At 63.5% G+C, this 15,325-nt stretch carries 12 protein-coding genes; 10 read left to right on the top strand and 2 right to left on the bottom strand.

The window, feature by feature from the left end; genetic code table 11:
• Positions 1-124 precede the first annotated feature (124 nt).
• The 7 genes from HMPREF2944_RS07215 (at position 125) to hemW (ending at position 9,543) form a co-directional block, all read left to right on the top strand.
• On the top strand, positions 125-1,783 hold the full coding sequence (locus HMPREF2944_RS07215; RefSeq protein ID WP_246826284.1) for a ComEC/Rec2 family competence protein: 1,659 nt from the start codon (positions 125-127) through the stop codon (positions 1,781-1,783).
• A 54-nt stretch (positions 1,784-1,837) separates the two neighbouring features.
• A complete protein-coding gene (holA, locus tag HMPREF2944_RS07210) occupies positions 1,838-2,866 on the top strand; it encodes a DNA polymerase III subunit delta (RefSeq protein ID WP_371440412.1) in 1,029 nt (342 codons plus the stop codon).
• 15 nt (positions 2,867-2,881) lie between these two features.
• The gene (locus HMPREF2944_RS07205) at positions 2,882-3,517 is read left to right on the top strand and encodes a type II toxin-antitoxin system PemK/MazF family toxin (RefSeq protein WP_070681966.1); all 636 of its coding nucleotides are present in this window, start codon (positions 2,882-2,884) and stop codon (positions 3,515-3,517) included.
• 260 nt (positions 3,518-3,777) lie between these two features.
• Complete coding sequence (gene rpsT / locus HMPREF2944_RS07200) at positions 3,778-4,041, top strand: 30S ribosomal protein S20 (protein WP_070681963.1); 264 nt, start codon at positions 3,778-3,780, stop codon at positions 4,039-4,041.
• Positions 4,042-5,120: 1,079 nt separating this feature from the next.
• On the top strand, positions 5,121-6,143 hold the full coding sequence (locus tag HMPREF2944_RS07195) for a PAC2 family protein (protein WP_070681960.1): 1,023 nt from the start codon (positions 5,121-5,123) through the stop codon (positions 6,141-6,143).
• A 96-nt stretch (positions 6,144-6,239) separates the two neighbouring features.
• Positions 6,240-8,081 (top strand): translation elongation factor 4, encoded by a 1,842-nt coding sequence (gene lepA / locus HMPREF2944_RS07190; protein ID WP_371440420.1) that lies wholly within the window; start codon positions 6,240-6,242, stop codon positions 8,079-8,081.
• A gap of 178 nt (positions 8,082-8,259) precedes the next feature.
• Positions 8,260-9,543: a radical SAM family heme chaperone HemW gene (gene hemW, locus HMPREF2944_RS07185; protein ID WP_070681954.1), complete on the top strand. Its 1,284-nt coding sequence runs from the start codon at positions 8,260-8,262 to the stop codon at positions 9,541-9,543.
• Between the two features lie 737 nt (positions 9,544-10,280).
• Here hemW and HMPREF2944_RS07180 read toward each other — a convergent pair.
• Both HMPREF2944_RS07180 and HMPREF2944_RS07175 read right to left on the bottom strand, forming a co-directional pair.
• Positions 10,281-10,679, bottom strand: coding sequence for a DUF4870 domain-containing protein (locus HMPREF2944_RS07180; protein WP_070681951.1), 399 nt, complete (start codon positions 10,677-10,679; stop codon positions 10,281-10,283).
• Between the two features lie 233 nt (positions 10,680-10,912).
• Positions 10,913-11,782: a DUF3097 domain-containing protein gene (locus tag HMPREF2944_RS07175; protein WP_070681948.1), complete on the bottom strand. Its 870-nt coding sequence runs from the start codon at positions 11,780-11,782 to the stop codon at positions 10,913-10,915.
• A 259-nt stretch (positions 11,783-12,041) separates the two neighbouring features.
• Between HMPREF2944_RS07175 and dnaJ the strand changes: the two genes are divergently transcribed.
• From dnaJ to HMPREF2944_RS07160, 3 genes are all read left to right on the top strand, one after another.
• The gene (dnaJ, locus tag HMPREF2944_RS07170; RefSeq protein WP_070681945.1) at positions 12,042-13,178 is read left to right on the top strand and encodes a molecular chaperone DnaJ; all 1,137 of its coding nucleotides are present in this window, start codon (positions 12,042-12,044) and stop codon (positions 13,176-13,178) included.
• 158 nt (positions 13,179-13,336) lie between these two features.
• Entirely contained in the window at positions 13,337-14,104 is a 768-nt protein-coding gene (locus HMPREF2944_RS07165; RefSeq protein ID WP_070681942.1) for a 16S rRNA (uracil(1498)-N(3))-methyltransferase, read from the top strand.
• 82 nt (positions 14,105-14,186) lie between these two features.
• A complete protein-coding gene (locus HMPREF2944_RS07160) occupies positions 14,187-15,323 on the top strand; it encodes a PhoH family protein (RefSeq protein ID WP_070681939.1) in 1,137 nt (378 codons plus the stop codon).
• Positions 15,324-15,325 lie beyond the last annotated feature (2 nt).

Raw genomic sequence — 15,325 nt, 5'->3', positions numbered from 1 at the left:
GGCGTGCGTTCTGATTGGGGTGCTGGGGTGCCTGGCTATAGCCTTGCTGGCGCCGAGAGGTGGGGCGGATTCGCGCCTCGCGAAGGCACGGGGGCCCTTCCTCTTCCGCCTTGCGGGCCAGGGGGTGCTGGTTGCCTGCGTCATCGTCGCGCAGGCGGTGCTGCTCTGCGCCACGGGGGTGGATGCCTCCCGCGCCACCCTGCACCAGGCTCAGGGCCGGTCCATTCGCCTGAGCGGCGTCGTGGAACAGGTGCGTCCTATCGATCCGCGCACCACCCTGACGGTCATCAGGCTGGAGGAGGTACAGGGCCGTGCCGTGCGGGCCGCGGTCAACGAGCGGGTGCGGGTGTACGCGCGCACGACCTCCGGCAAGACTCGCCGAGACGCGAAGGGAGGCTCGGGGAATCGGCAGCTGCGGCCCGGAACGAGAGTCACGGCCATCGGCACCGTGGAGTTCGGCGAGGGCCCGTTCACCGCGACAGCTCGCCTGCGCGGAACGCTCTTCGCACAGAACAACAGCTCAACGAGCGGTAACCCCGGTGGCGCAGACCCCCGAGGCATACTGACCGGCCTTAAGGAGCGGCTACGAGCCCACGGCCGGGAGGTTCTCGGGGCAGACTCGGCAGCGATCGTTCTGGGCACGGCTTACGGTGACGACTCCCTCATGAGCGCCACAATCCGTGAAGAGTACAAGCTCAGCGGGCTCAGCCACCTGACGGCGGTTTCCGGGGCGAACATCGCCCTCATGTTTGCTGTCGCCTACCGCCTGATGCTACACGTGCGGCCCTACCGCATCGCCACCGGCTACCTGCACTACCGCTCCTGGGTCGAGCGGCTGAGGAGGCTGGGAGAGTTGCGGCACGGTATCGCCGGGCGGGGTGGTGCACGCACCCGTCCGAGGAGGCACGACGGCGCTAGGCACGCGACGGTCACCTCCACCGACCCGGCACCGAGCGCCACCCTTCCTCCGCTCGTACGCAGGCTGAGCCTCTTGAGCGTCCCGCGCCGGGTCGTGGTGCTCTGCGGCATCGCGGCGGTGCTCGCCTACGCCACACTCCTGGAGAACGAGGGATCGGTCGTACGTTCCCTCGCCATGGGCCTGCTCGGCGCCTACGCCCTGCTGCGCGGCTCGGGTCGCCAATCGCTGGCCGCGCTGCAGGTTACCGTGCTGGCCTGCCTGCTCTTGGCACCTCATCGCGCCCTGGACGCCGGATTCGCCCTCTCAGTCACGGCCACCGCCGCGCTCATCTTGCTGGGCCCGCCCCTGGCGCGCCTTTTCATGCGCGCCCTGCCGGGATTCTGGGCGCACGCGCTCGCAACCCCCATCGTGGCCTCCCTGTGGTGCACCCCGCTCATCCTGGCGATGAGCGGTAAGGTGCCGCTCTACGCGGTCCCGGCCAACCTCGCGGCGGCACCCCTCGCCCCGGTGAGCATGCTCGCCGGGCTGGCCGCCCTGGGATTCCTCGCGACGGGCATGACGCCCCTGGCCGACCTCTGCCTGCGCGTCGGGGGTCTCGCGGCTGCGGGCATCGAACGCATCGCCGTCACCGCGGCCCAAGCCCCCGGAAACCCCTGGGAGCCGGGGAACGACCTCCCTGCGGTGCTCCTGAGCATCGCGGTCGTTGCGGGGCTCAGCGCACTGCTCTGGTGGGCGGATGCGCGCCGCTACCGCACCGTAACCCACCGCCGCTACCTGCGGGTCGTCGCGCGGAGCACCGGCACGCGAGGTACCGACGAAAATATCACCGGCAGAAAGGAGGCAACCGGCGCGGAGAGGCTATGATGGATACTCAGCGGAACCCCGCGAGACAAACCCAACAGAAGGCGAGTGATGAGCGTGGCAGGTCAGCGTACACCCCAGCGTGGCCGAGGAGGATACAGCCGCCGCGGCGGCCCGGCCCTCGACACCGCCTGGCGTACCGTCACGCCCGCGCCGGCCGTCATGCTCTACGGCCCCGAGGAGTACTTCGCCTCCCGCGCCGCGGCACGCCTGCGCGAGCTCTTCCGCGAGGCGCACCCCGAGGTGGACCGCGTGCAGATGAACGCCGCAACTTACACGGCGGGGGAGCTGACCCTGCAGGCGTCCCCCTCACTCTTCGGTTCGGCCAAAATCATTGAGGTGGAGAACGTCGCCTCCATGAGCGAGGACTTCCTCACCGACACCCTGGCCTACCTGAAGGCTCCTGAGCCGGACATCATGTTGATCCTGAACCACTCGGGCGGCAACCGAGGCAAGAAGCTCATCGACCTGGTGCGCTCCCAGTTTGTGCTCGTCAATTGCAAGGCGCTCAAAACCGACCGTGAGAAGGGCGAGTTCCTGGCCAGCGAGTTCTCGGCCGCCCGCCGACCCATCACCGGGGGAGCGTTGGCCCTGCTGACCGCCGCTGCATCGGACACCGCCGAGCTGGCCGCCGCCTGCCAGCAGCTGCTCGCCGATATCCCTGGCGAAATCACCGAGGAATCCGTGAACCTCTACTACGGCGGCCGCACCGAGGTCACCGCGTTCCGCGTGAGTGACGCCGCCATCTCGGGTAACGCCTCCGAAGCCTTGCGCCTGCTCCGCCACGCGTTGGCCACCGGCACGGAGCCGATTCCGATGCTCGGCGCGCTCGCCATGCGCATCCGCAATATTGCGCGCGTGCACCACGTGCGTATGAGCGCTAACGAGCTGGCGCGCGAGGTAGGCATGGCGCCGTGGCAGGTAGAACAGGCTCAGCGAGACGGCCGCCGCTTCACCGGCGCCCAGCTGGCGCATATCGTGCAGCTTCTGGCCGATGCCGACGCCCAGCTCAAGGGAGAATCGCAGGATGCGGTGTACGCCGTGGAGCGCGCGGTGTTGGCGATTGCACTGCCCGCCCGCGACTAGTGCATAATGGTGCGCATGCTTGAATTCCTGAAGAAAATTTTCTTTGCCCTGCTGCCCCACCTGCAGAAGGCGGCGGAGGACATGCTCAACGAGGCGGCCTCCTCTAAGGGCTCCGACGGCTCGCACGAATCGAAGGGCGAGGAACGCCGCGCGTCCTCGCAGTCTTCGCCCAAGCCGAGCGCCCCGAAGCCTTCCTCGGCAAAGTCCTCGGCACCTAAGCCTTCCGCACCGGCTTCGACCGTCGCATCCGACGGTTCGGATTACCCGGGCGATTACCGCGACATGATCAACTTTGAGTACTCGCCCTCCCTGGATGGCGACGCTGACCCGGGTGAAATCGTGTGGACGTGGGTTCCTTTCGAGGAGGACCACTCGCAGGGTAAGGACCGCCCGGTGCTTCTGGTGGGTCGTGACGGTGAGTACCTGCTGGCGCTGATGATGACCAGCAAGGATCACAATAACCGTGAGCACGCCGATTCGAACTACCTTGATATTGGTTCGGGTCCGTGGGATCCGCAGGGCCGTGCCTCTGAGGTGAAGCTGAACCGTGTGATTCGTGTTCGCCCGGATTCGATGCGCCGTGAGGGTGCGATTATGCCGGAGGATACGTTCCGCCTGATTGAGCGTGCGTGGACTCGCCATAACGGCTAACGCCCTGTGCCGGTAGTTTCACCGGCGACTGGTGCCGGTAATCTGCCCGGATATGGAGGCTGCGTGTAGTGGTTTTCACAGTATTTTTCTCTCCGCGAGGGTCTGTCGTGGAGGCTGTTCATCTGGTATTATGTGTGGTTGAGTGTCCGATGGTCATCGGGCACTGCTGGCCGGTTGCCATAGGCATCCCCACGCCGCTCAGTCGATGATCGGCCAGCGTCGCCCTCACCGACCAATAAGACAAAACAGAAAGTTTAATTGTGGCTAACATTAAGTCTCAGAAGAAGCGTATCCTCACCAACGAGAAGGCTCGCCTGCGTAACAACGCTGTAAAGTCCGAGCTGAAGACCGCGACCCGCAAGGTCAAGGCCGCTGTTGAGGCACAGAACAAGGAAGCTGCTGTTGAGGCTCTGCATTTTGTGAACCGTAAGCTGGACAAGGCTGTTTCCAAGGGTGTTCTGCACAAGAAGACCGCTGCAAACAAGAAGTCCGGTCTTGCTGCGCTGGTAAACAAGGCTTTCTAAAACTTGCGGGGTACGTGAGTACCTCTCTGGTTTAAGGGCAGAGACCCCCTGTGTTCCCCCTCCTCTAAGGGGAACGCAGGGGGTCTCTTTTTCGTGTATACTTGGGCTCAAGGAGTTAGACGATTCCCCTGCAACCCTGAGCCTCACCTATTGGTGTGGCAATAATGCTTGGGCGGCCGCGGCTTTATGCTTCGGTCTAGAGGACCGTTCGGGGGCGTCACCGGCTAACTCCTCATAACTTTTGTGAAAGGCATCCTGCTAAGTGGCGGGGTGCCTTTTGCTATGCCCGAAAGGAACCCTAAAGATGCAGTGCATGTGTACCATGCCAACAGAGCTCAGTAAGAAGCTAGACTAGAATACTCACATGGAACCTGAAAAAATCCCTCCGACGCTGAGCGACCCTATCACCTTCTGCGTAACTAAGATTACGCCGCCGGCACCAGCTAATAAGGCTGAAGCCATGAAACGCCAATGGGTTCTTGAGGAGCGCTTTAAGCGGGGGTCGCATGTTCCAATGCGTACTATCGCACGCGAGTATGACGAGCGTACCGCAGCTGGTGAGGTTCTTATCCCAGAGAGAATTCCACCGTTTCCCCCAATAAACGGAGCTTGATCAGGATAATCACATATTCTGATGTCCTATGAAACCGGCCAGCATCATGTGTCCGTATCTGGAAGATGTGAAATTACTTGGGGCAAACCTATTTGCAGGCTACGTTAGGTCCCATGTGAAAGGCATCCTGCTAAGCGGCGGGGTGCCTTTTGCTATGCCCGCACGCTGTGGTTTTATGACGCCCGGATTCCTTGCCCAATTCTTGGCACGGATTCCCTGCCCAGATTCTTTGGAGGCGCCCGCCCGGTGACGAAACCGCTTGCGGGTCGCGGAAGAGCCCGTATAGTGGGAACTATCAGCGGTACCGCACACCGCCCGCGCCTGCATGTAGCGCCTTAAACGGCACTATGAACGGCACCGAGGGAGTGAGCACCGCCGATACACACCACACAACCACCGACGGTTGACCGGCAACTTTCCATACGCCCCATACACCCGGTGAACCGACCACGAGCTAAGGACAACGATGAGCCAGCCGAACTTCCCGCCCGCCCGACTCTTTGACGCTTTCGCCAAGCCCGCCTCCACAGAACAGCCCGCGAAGAAGGGACTGCTCGGCAAGCTGGGCCTGGGCGAATCCTCAGAGGAAGACAACTACACGACCGTCATGCTGGTCGGTTTCAACTCCGCGAAGGAACCCCCGGGCAACGGCGAGGACGCCCTCGACGTGATTCACCGCGCGTTCGACCCGTGCGATGAGAGCCCCGGCTTCGACATGGACGACTTCTACGACTATGCTTCCGTCGCCCCGCAGCTGCAGAACAGCGACGACTCCGAATCCACGGTTCTGGTGTGGCCCAAGATGTTCTACAACATGGTCACCATCCCGGAGCGCCGACTGCGCCTGCTCGTGGTGACCGGCCCCGCCCCGAGCCTGTGCATGCGGCGGTTCATGAACCGCTTCTTCAAGTACGTGAAGAAGCTCCACGTGGACCACGCAATCTTCGTTGAGACCTTTGAAGATCAGGTGGCGCACACCCGCCCGTACCCGTACACCCTGACCACTCACGACGAGAAGCTGGCGGCCATCCCCGGTATTCTGCACGAGGACTACACCGGTTCTACCTCGGTGACGATGGCGATGTCTGCGCTCGCCGCCGAGCACGGCCTGCCCTCATCGGTCATGCTACGTATGAGCATCCCGGGGTATCTGAGCTTTGACCAGCAGAACCCGCGCGCGGTTGTGAGCCTGATCGAGGCGCTGGAAGTCATCCTCGGCATTAAGGTTGAGTCTGAGGAGTACGACCGCCTGCGCACCCACGCTGATGAGTGGGAGGCGGAGCTCGCCGAAGAAATGGCGAAGGACTACGAGAAGGTCGAGCTGGTGCGTGAGATTGAGCAGAAGATGGATTCGACTCTGCGCACTGTCTCCGGCGAGGTGATTGCCGAGGATATTGAGGGCTACCTGGATTCCCTCAGCGGCGCATCCGAGGCCGAAAACCCGGCAGACGGTGGTGCGGGAGTCGCGGAGGATTCTTCGGAACGCTAGGTCTGTTCGCGCATCGGCCGCGGGTATGGGAAAATGATAGGTAACTATGCCCATACCCGCGCCCAGCATCTCGAAAGGATGATGTGATTGGCACCCATGTCGAAGAACCCGCCCGTTCCGGCGGCGACCGACCCCGCGATTATTCGCAACTTCTGCATTATCGCTCACATTGACCACGGTAAGTCCACCCTCGCGGACCGCATGCTGCAGGCCACCGGCGTGGTTGCCCCGCGCGATATGAAGGCGCAGTACCTGGACCGCATGGACATTGAGCGTGAGCGCGGCATCACCATTAAGTCTCAGGCTGTGCGCATGCCCTGGGATGTTGACGGCACCTCCTATGCGCTGAACATGATTGACACCCCCGGCCACGTGGACTTCACCTACGAGGTTTCTCGCTCCCTGGCCGCGTGTGAGGGTGCGCTTCTGCTCGTGGACGCCGCCCAGGGTATTGAGGCTCAGACTCTGGCTAACCTGTACCTGGCGATGGAGAACGACCTGACCATCATCCCGGTGCTGAACAAGATTGACCTTCCCGCAGCTCAGCCGGATAAGTACGCTGAGGAGCTGGCGAACCTGATTGGTTGCGAGCCGGACGAGGTTCTGCGCGTATCGGGTAAGACCGGTGAGGGCGTTGAGGCTCTGCTGGACCGCATTGTGGAGGCGATTCCCGCTCCGCAGGGTGACGCATCCGCCCCGGCGCGTGCCATGATTTTTGACTCGGTGTACGACTCCTACCGCGGCGTGGTCACCTACGTACGTGTTGTGGACGGCAGCCTGCAGCCGCGTCAGAAGATTAAGATGATGTCCACCGGCGCTGAGCATGACCTGCTCGAAATCGGCGTGATTTCCCCTGAGCCCGTCCCGTCGAAGGGCCTGGGCGTGGGCGAGGTGGGTTACCTCATTACCGGTGTGAAGGACGTCCGTCAGTCCCGTGTGGGTGATACCGTCACCTCCGCCGCGAAGCCTGCGCAGGAGTCCCTGGGCGGTTACGAGGACCCCAAGCCGATGGTGTTCTCTGGCCTGTTCCCGATTGACGGTTCGGACTACCCGGCGCTGCGTGATGCTCTGGATAAGCTGAAGCTCAACGACGCCGCGCTGATTTACGAGCCGGAGACCTCTGCCGCGCTGGGCTTCGGTTTCCGCTGTGGCTTCCTGGGTCTGCTGCACCTGGAGATTGTGCGTGAGCGCCTGGAACGCGAGTTCAACCTGGACCTGATTTCGACCGCACCGAACGTTATTTACGACGTGGTAGATGAGGCCGGCAACGCTAAGCGCGTGACCAACCCGAGCGAATTCCCCGAGGGTAAGGTCGCGACGATTCGCGAGCCCATGGTGGCGTGTACGATTATTGCCCCGAGCGAGTACATTGGCGCGATCATGGAGCTGTGCCAGTCTCGCCGCGGCCAGATGGGCGGCATGGATTACCTCTCCAAGGACCGTGTGGAGATGCGTTACCGCCTGCCCCTGGCAGAGATTGTGTTCGACTTCTTCGATCAGCTGAAGTCTCGCACCCGCGGTTACGCGTCGCTGGACTGGAAGTTCGACGGTGAGGAAGAGGCCGACCTGGTGAAGGTCGACATCCTGCTGCAGGGTGAGAAGGTGGATGCGTTCAGCGCCATTACTCACCGCGATAAGGCGTACTCGTACGGCCTGATGATGACCTCGAAGCTGCGTGAGCTGATTCCTCGCCAGCAGTTTGAGGTGCCGATTCAGGCGGCTATCGGTTCGCGCATTATTGCCCGCGAGAATATTCGTGCGATGCGTAAGGACGTTCTGTCGAAGTGTTACGGCGGCGATATTTCGCGTAAGCGTAAGCTGCTGGAGAAGCAGAAGGAAGGCAAGAAGCGCATGAAGATGGTCGGTCGTGTGGAGGTCCCGCAGGAGGCCTTCATTGCGGCACTGTCTTCGGGCGAGGAGAAGGACAAGAAGAAGTAGCCTTCGCTGCTTCCGTAGCTTTTCCGGCTGTGTGCCGACCTGTTTGTGTGGAGAACCCGGCTGGTGCCCCGTGTACCGCCGGGTTCTCTGCACGCTGTCTGCTGACGCTACCCGCGTAGCCTCACGCGCGGTACCCATACTTGATTCACTACTCGTACACCTAGTTCCAGGAGGCAGAATGCCCGCCCAGCCCACCGGCGACCCCGCACCCCGCGACGGGCGCATCCCCGCCACCAGCGCCGCAGGATGCGAAAACCGCGACTTCAGCCTCTACGTACACATCCCCTTCTGCTCCGTACGCTGCGGCTACTGCGACTTCAACACCTACGCCACCGAAGACTTCGGCGACGGCATCGGCCTCGGCACCTACGCCAACGACGCCATCGCAGAAATCCTCTTCGCCGCCCGCACCCTCGAAACCTCCGGCGTCGCAAAACGCCCCATGCACACCGTCTTCTTCGGAGGCGGCACCCCCACCAAACTGCCCGCCCGCGACCTCGTACGCATCCTGCAGGCAGCCATCGACGTCTTCGGCCTCGTCGAGGGTGCAGAAGTCACCACCGAAGCGAATCCCGACTCCGTGACCCGCGAAGACCTGCAGACCCTCAAGGACGGCGGCTTCACCCGCGTCTCCTTCGGCATGCAGTCCGTCGTACCCGAGGTGCTGAAGGTGCTCGACCGCACCCACACCCCCTCGAACGTGCCGAAGGTCGTCGCCTGGGCTAAGGAGGTCGGCCTGCAGGTGTCCGTGGACCTGATTTACGGTTCGCCGGGGGAGACCCTGCGCCAGTGGGAGCAAAGCGTTCGCGCCGCAATCTCCTACGAGCCCGACCACATTTCGGCGTACTCGCTGATCGTGGAGGACGGCACCAAGCTTGCCGCGCAGATCCGCCGCGGCGAATACACCATGCCCGATGAAGACCTCATGGCGGACATGTACCTGCTCGCCGAGGAGCTACTCACCGAGGCCGGCTACAACTGGTATGAGGTCTCCAACTATTCGCGCAGCGAGGATACCCGCAGCGACCACAACCTCGCCTACTGGCGCAACCAGGACTGGTGGGGCATCGGTCCCGGCGCGCACTCGCACGTGAACGGTACCCGCTGGTGGAACGTGAAGCACCCGGTACCGTACGCGCAGAAGGTGCGTGCGGGGGAGTCCCCGGCGGCGGCACGTGAGGTGCTGGACACTGCCACTCGTGCTTTTGAGACGATTATGCTCATGATCCGTGTGCGCGAGGGCCTGGCGATGCGCGAGCTACTCGCCGTGCACGACGAGGCGCAGCTGGGCGCCTCCCTGCGCTGGCTCGTCTCCCAGGGGCTCATCGAACCGGATGCGCTCACCGCCTCCGCCGAGCCCGACCCGGAGGCGCACGTGCGCCTCACCCTCAAGGGTCGCCTGCTCGGCGATGCCGTGACGCGCGAGCTGCTGCCGGAGGTCTCGGAGGCCGCCGAAGACTAAACGCTCGGGGAAGGAGGCGCCCGCCCCTCTGACACCTACCCCGGACGCCGGGGGAGGCGGCCTCGTTTCGCCGAACCCAGCCGGGCCGCGCGAATGTTGCGAGAAAAAATTTAAAAATTTTTTTCTGAGGGATTTTTGGCCGCGTATCGGTGGGCTTTGGTGTGGAATCTTTGGGTTTGATTCAGAAATTTTCGCTGGACTAGCTCAAAGGTATGTGGGTTTTTAGTGGGTTTTCGTGAGGTGCCGATCACCGGGTTTTGGAAGCCGCCGCCAAGGCCTAAAAACTTTCTCCAAAGAGCGTTTCTCAAGTTGTGGTTGAAGGTTAGGCTGTGCCATAATAGTTCATGGCAGGACGGTATATGTCTAACAGCGTGTTCTCGTCTTTGCTGAAGTTGAGTGAATACGGTTGTGGGCTCCTGGCAACAGGGGCCCACGATCGTTTAACGACGATTTCCAGCGGGGTCGTTTGGTGCCGTTACGTGCCTCTCCCGCATCCGCGATAGCCTCCGCCGGTTCGCGGGCGGCACGAAACTGACTTAATGGCCCAACGTGCAGACTCGATGGGGGAGCAGACTCGAGAGGCGAGCCGACGGGCACCGAAGACGCAGACTTAACCGATAGGGGCCCGCACCGAGTGGTGCGGGCCCCTTAAGTATTCAAATTAAGTATTCAAAATGCGGTGCAGCGTTCGTGAACGCAACCGGTTCGGCGTTAGTCGCCAGACCTGGCGCTCTAACCTAGTTGCTCTTCACCACGCGGTCGAGCAGGCGCGGGTTCATGCGGTAGCTGTACGGCTCACCGCGGTTGACCTCAATGCCGGCGCGTACCGAAGCAATCGCCATGAACAGCCACACGAGCATCCCCAGCACCAGGGCAATGTTACCCAGGCCGGGCACAAAGCCCAGGATGAAGCAGACAACAATCAGCAGAGAGGGCACGAGGGTGAAGTTCATGGCCTCGAAAGCTTCCTGCTCAGCGAAGGGTGCGTTACGGCGGCTCACGTAGAACACCGCGGCGGAGGGAAGAATGCCGAGAATCCCCCCGAAATGCGCGAGAGTCGCGCGGTTACGGTCCTGAATCACGCTAATCTTGCGGGTTTTCTGAGGCCCGGTGGTCGGGCGTGCGTCGTTAGTCACGAAAATCCTGGTTCAATCGAAGTATCTTGTGGTGGTCACCGTCGAACGGCGAATCCGCCCGAGCGGGGCGAACCGTGCGGGTGGTGACGGCCTTGAGTGTAGTGAAGCACCGCCGCGGCTCAATGGAGCGGCCGCATCGGTGCTCCACCATTGTACCGCCTCAAGCCAGCCCCGCCGGCGGTTAATGCGCTGGATTGCAAGGTTCTGAGCAAACTCACATCCGCACAGCGCGGTTACGCGCCGGGCTCGGTCAGAAAGTCGATGAGCGACTCCACCGGCCCCAGCAGGGTCGGGTCCAAATCGGCGTAGGAATCCACTCGCGAAAGGATGTGCTTCCAGGCCTGCGCCACATCCGCCTGCGTCTCGTGCGGCTGGCCCAGGCGGCGCAGCGTGCCCTTCTTGAAGTCCTCGCCGCGCGGCACCTGCGGCCAGGCCTTCAGGCCCAGAACCGAGGGCTTGACCGCCTGCCAAATATCGATGAACGGGTGGCCCACAATCTTCACGTGCCCCGCCGCACCCGGAACGGCCAGCGCCTCCGCGACGATGCGCTGTTCCTTCGTGCCCTCAATGAGGTGATCCACCAGGATGCCCAGGCGGCGGCCCGGGCCCGGGGCGAACTCGCGCACCGCGCCGGCCAGGTCGTCCACACCGTGCAGCGGCTCCACCACGATGCCCTCAACGCGCAGGTCGTGGCCCCAAACCTTCTCCACCAGCTCGGCATCGTGCAGACCCTCAACCCAGATGCGGGAGGCGCGCGCAACCCGCGCGGGGGCGTTCTTCACGGCGATGGAACCCGAACGAGAAATCGTGCGCTTGGGCGCCTTCGCCGGTGCCGGAGCGATGATTTCAACGGGCTCGCCCTCAATCAGGTAGCCGGTGCCGAGCGGGTAATTCTTCACGCGACCCTTGGCGTCCTCCAGACCGAAGAAGATGGCGCCGCCGATGCGTTCGGCGCGCACCACCTCACCTACCCAACCGTCCACGCTCTCGATGAGCAAGCCTCGCTTCAGGGGAACCTTGCGCGCGGGCGGGGCCTTGCGGCTCAGGCGGTCTGCGTTCAGATCCTGTGCGCCCCAGCCGTAGGGGGAGTGGTGGGTACTCAAGGTATTCTCCTTCGGATGGTGCGGACACGACCGGTTAGATGGGCGGGAAGACGGCGCCGGATGCGCAGTAAACGCCGCGCCCAATAACCGCCGCCGGGCCGCAGGCGCGCCGGGGATTAAGCGGATAGCGGGAGCGGCCCCTTTCAGCCTAGCCATTGTATCGGCTCGCGTACACTATCCCATAGAATTGATACGACTGTGTTGGCAGCGCACTCATCGAGCGCCGTCACCATCTTGAGAGGAACAGGAACACAGACACATGAGCCACTACGATACTCTCGGCGTATCGAACGACGCCAGCCCCGAAGAAATCAAGAAGGCCTACCGCAAGAAGGCACGCCAGCTGCACCCCGACGTGAACCCCTCCGAGGATGCTGCCGAAGAATTCAAGCGAGTCACCCTCGCCTACGAGGTGCTCTCCGACCCCGAAAAGCGCCGCAACTATGACACCACCGGCGACGAACAGGGCCGCGCGGGCTACCCCGGAGGCGGCGGCTACCCGGGCGGCGGATTCAGCGGCTTCGGCGGTTTCGAGGACCTGCTGAACATGTTCACCGGCGGCGCCGCGGGCGCACGCGGCCCCGCATCCCGCGTGCGTCAGGGCCAGGACGACCTGATTACCGTCTCCATCAGCCTTCAGGACGCCGTGTTCGGCGTCGAGAAGACCATCGAGCGCCGCTCCGCCGTGACCTGCAAGTCCTGCAACGGCGAAGGCACCGCAGAGGGCACCCAGCCCGAAACCTGCACCACCTGCGCCGGCCACGGCTACATGCAGCGCCGCGTACAGTCCATCCTCGGCACCGTCATGCAGCAGGTCGAATGTCCCGACTGCCACGGCTACGGCACCGTCATCAAAACCCCCTGCCCCGAATGTCACGGCCAGGGCCGCGTGCGCGAAGACGTGCCGCTGACCTTCACGATCCCCGCCGGCGTGCACGACCAGGCACGCATCCGCCTGCGCGGCAAGGGCGAGGCCGGCCTGCACGGTGGCCCCAACGGCGACCTGTACGTCGACCTGAACGTCAAGCGCGACAAGTACTTCAGCCGCGAGGGCGACAACCTGGTCACCACCGTGAACATCCCCATGGCCGCGGCGGCACTGGGCACCGTCATTCCGCTGAAGACCTTCGACGGCGACCAGGAAGTCAGCATCCCCGCCGGCACCCAGAGCGGCGACACGATTACCCTCAACGGCCTGGGCGCGACCGTGCTCGGCACCGAACGCCGTGGCGACCTGCTCGTGCGCGTTCAGGTGACGACCCCGACCGACCTGACCGAGGAACAGCGCGAGCTGCTGCGCCAGTTCGCGGCCCTGCGCAACGAGCCGCTGAACGAAGGCTCGCAGGTCAAGCAGCGCGGTGGCTTGTTCTCCCGCCTGAAGGACCAGTTCAAGTAAATCTCTGTAGCGGATGCGGTACCCGCCGGGCCTTTCCGGTGGGCGCCGCATCCGCCGCGTTTACGCGGGGACGACCCCGAGACGGCGACCGCGCCTCGTAGCCGTGTTGAACCGCACCTCCCGCACGAAGCACCGCCCATAAGAACCCAAGGAGCACTATGAGCGCCCCCATCTTCTACATCAGCGCCGAAGAGTACGAGACCCTCACCCCCGGCGCATCCTTCGAGCTGGACGGCCCCGAGGGCAAGCACGCCCTCGTCAAGCGCATGGAAGTGGGGGAGAGCATCGACCTGGGTGACGGCACCGGCCGCCGAGCCGTGGGCACCGTGCACTCCCTGACCGACCGCGGTGTCATCGTGCGCGTGGAGCAGCTCCGCGAGGAACACACCAGCCCGCGCATCTACCTGGTGCAGGCGCTCGCGAAGGACGGTCGCGACCTGCTCGCCATTGAGACGGCGACCGAGCTGGGCGTGTACGGTGTGCTGCCGTGGAGCGCGGACCGTTCGATTGTGCGCTGGAAGGGTGAGCGCGCCACCAAGGCACACACCAAGTGGCAGAACACGGTGACCGCCGCCGCGAAGCAGTCCCGCCGCGCACTCATTCCCGAGGTGTACGACCTGTACAGCACCACCGACCTGGTGGAGCTCATCAAGGAGGTCACCGGGCAGGGTTCTGCTGTGTTCATCCTGCACGAACAGGCCACCGAACGCCTGAGCGCTCAGGCCGCTAAGCTTGCGGGCGGGGAGAACCTGCCCGAAGAAATCTACCTGCTCGTCGGCCCCGAGGGCGGCATCAGCGACCGCGAGGTGCAGCTCTTCACCGAGGCCGGCGCGCACCTGGCGCTGCTGGGCGACGAGGTGTTGCGTTCCTCCACCGCCGGGTCCGCCGCCATGTGCACCCTAAACGTGGTGCTGGGCCGCTGGTAGAGCGCCGCCGCTAAACCCGGCCGGGGCGTGACGCATCACGCACATCTATACTTGTAAATACATCACTAGCCAAGGAGCCCATATGACTACCTCCCGACCGCTGTCGACCGCACGCACCGTATCCTTCAAAAGCGCCGCAGAGATGATTGCCGTGCTCGGCCCGCAGGACGCGCACCTGAGCATCATCGAGGACTACTTCGAGCAGATTAGCCTGCGCCCCAAGGACCTGGACGTGCTCATCACCGGCCCCTCCGAGGCCGTCAACACCGCCGCAAAGCTGCTGAACGAGCTGCGCGTGCTCTCCAGCCACGACACGCAGATTACCGTTCAGGTCATTCACCGCCTCATGGGCATGCTCGGCGACGAACTGAGCAACCCGGCGCACTCGCTGTCCACCAGCATCCTCTCCACCCGCGGTACCACGATTCGCCCCAAGACCATTAACCAGAAGAAGTACGTGGACGCTATCGACGCGAACACCGTGATCTTCGGTATCGGCCCGGCGGGTACCGGTAAGACCTACCTGGCCATGGCGAAGGCAGTGCAGGCGCTGCAGAGCCACGAGGTGAACCGCATTATCCTCACCCGCCCCGCCGTGGAGGCCGGCGAGCGTCTGGGCTTCCTGCCCGGCACCCTCAACGAGAAGATTGACCCGTACCTGCGCCCGCTCTACGACGCGCTGCACGACATGCTCGAGCCCGAAACCATCCCCAAGCTCATGGAGGCGGGCACCATCGAGGTCGCCCCGCTGGCGTACATGCGCGGCCGCACCCTCAACGACGCATTCATCATCCTCGACGAGGCGCAGAACACCACCGCCGAGCAGATGAAAATGTTCCTGACCCGCTTGGGCTTCGGCTCGAAGATGGTCATTACCGGTGACATCACCCAGATTGACCTGCCCGGTGGCGCCGCCTCCGGCCTGAAGCAGGTGCGCAACATTCTGCAGGGCGTGGAGGATATTCACTTCAGCATCCTGGAATCCTCCGACGTGGTTCGCCACACCCTGGTGTCGAATATCGTCTCCGCCTACGATCAGTGGGGCGAGGACCAGAAGGCCATGGAACGCAAGCGCAACCGCAAGGTCAAGCGCGCCACCATCGAGGCTGCGGCCGAGAAGCTGTTGGACCGCGCCGGCATTAACGGCGGCTCCGAAAAGAACGCCGAGAAGGGCCAAGCCAACGCCGATAACGCACAGACCACCCCGGAAGGACGCTAAAC

The sequence above is a fragment of the Rothia sp. HMSC072E10 genome (assembly GCF_001813965.1).
GTDB lineage: Bacteria > Actinomycetota > Actinomycetes > Actinomycetales > Micrococcaceae > Rothia > Rothia mucilaginosa_A.
The sequence above is the reverse complement of the archived record's forward strand: the minus strand, read 5'-3'. Positions and strand labels throughout refer to the sequence as shown.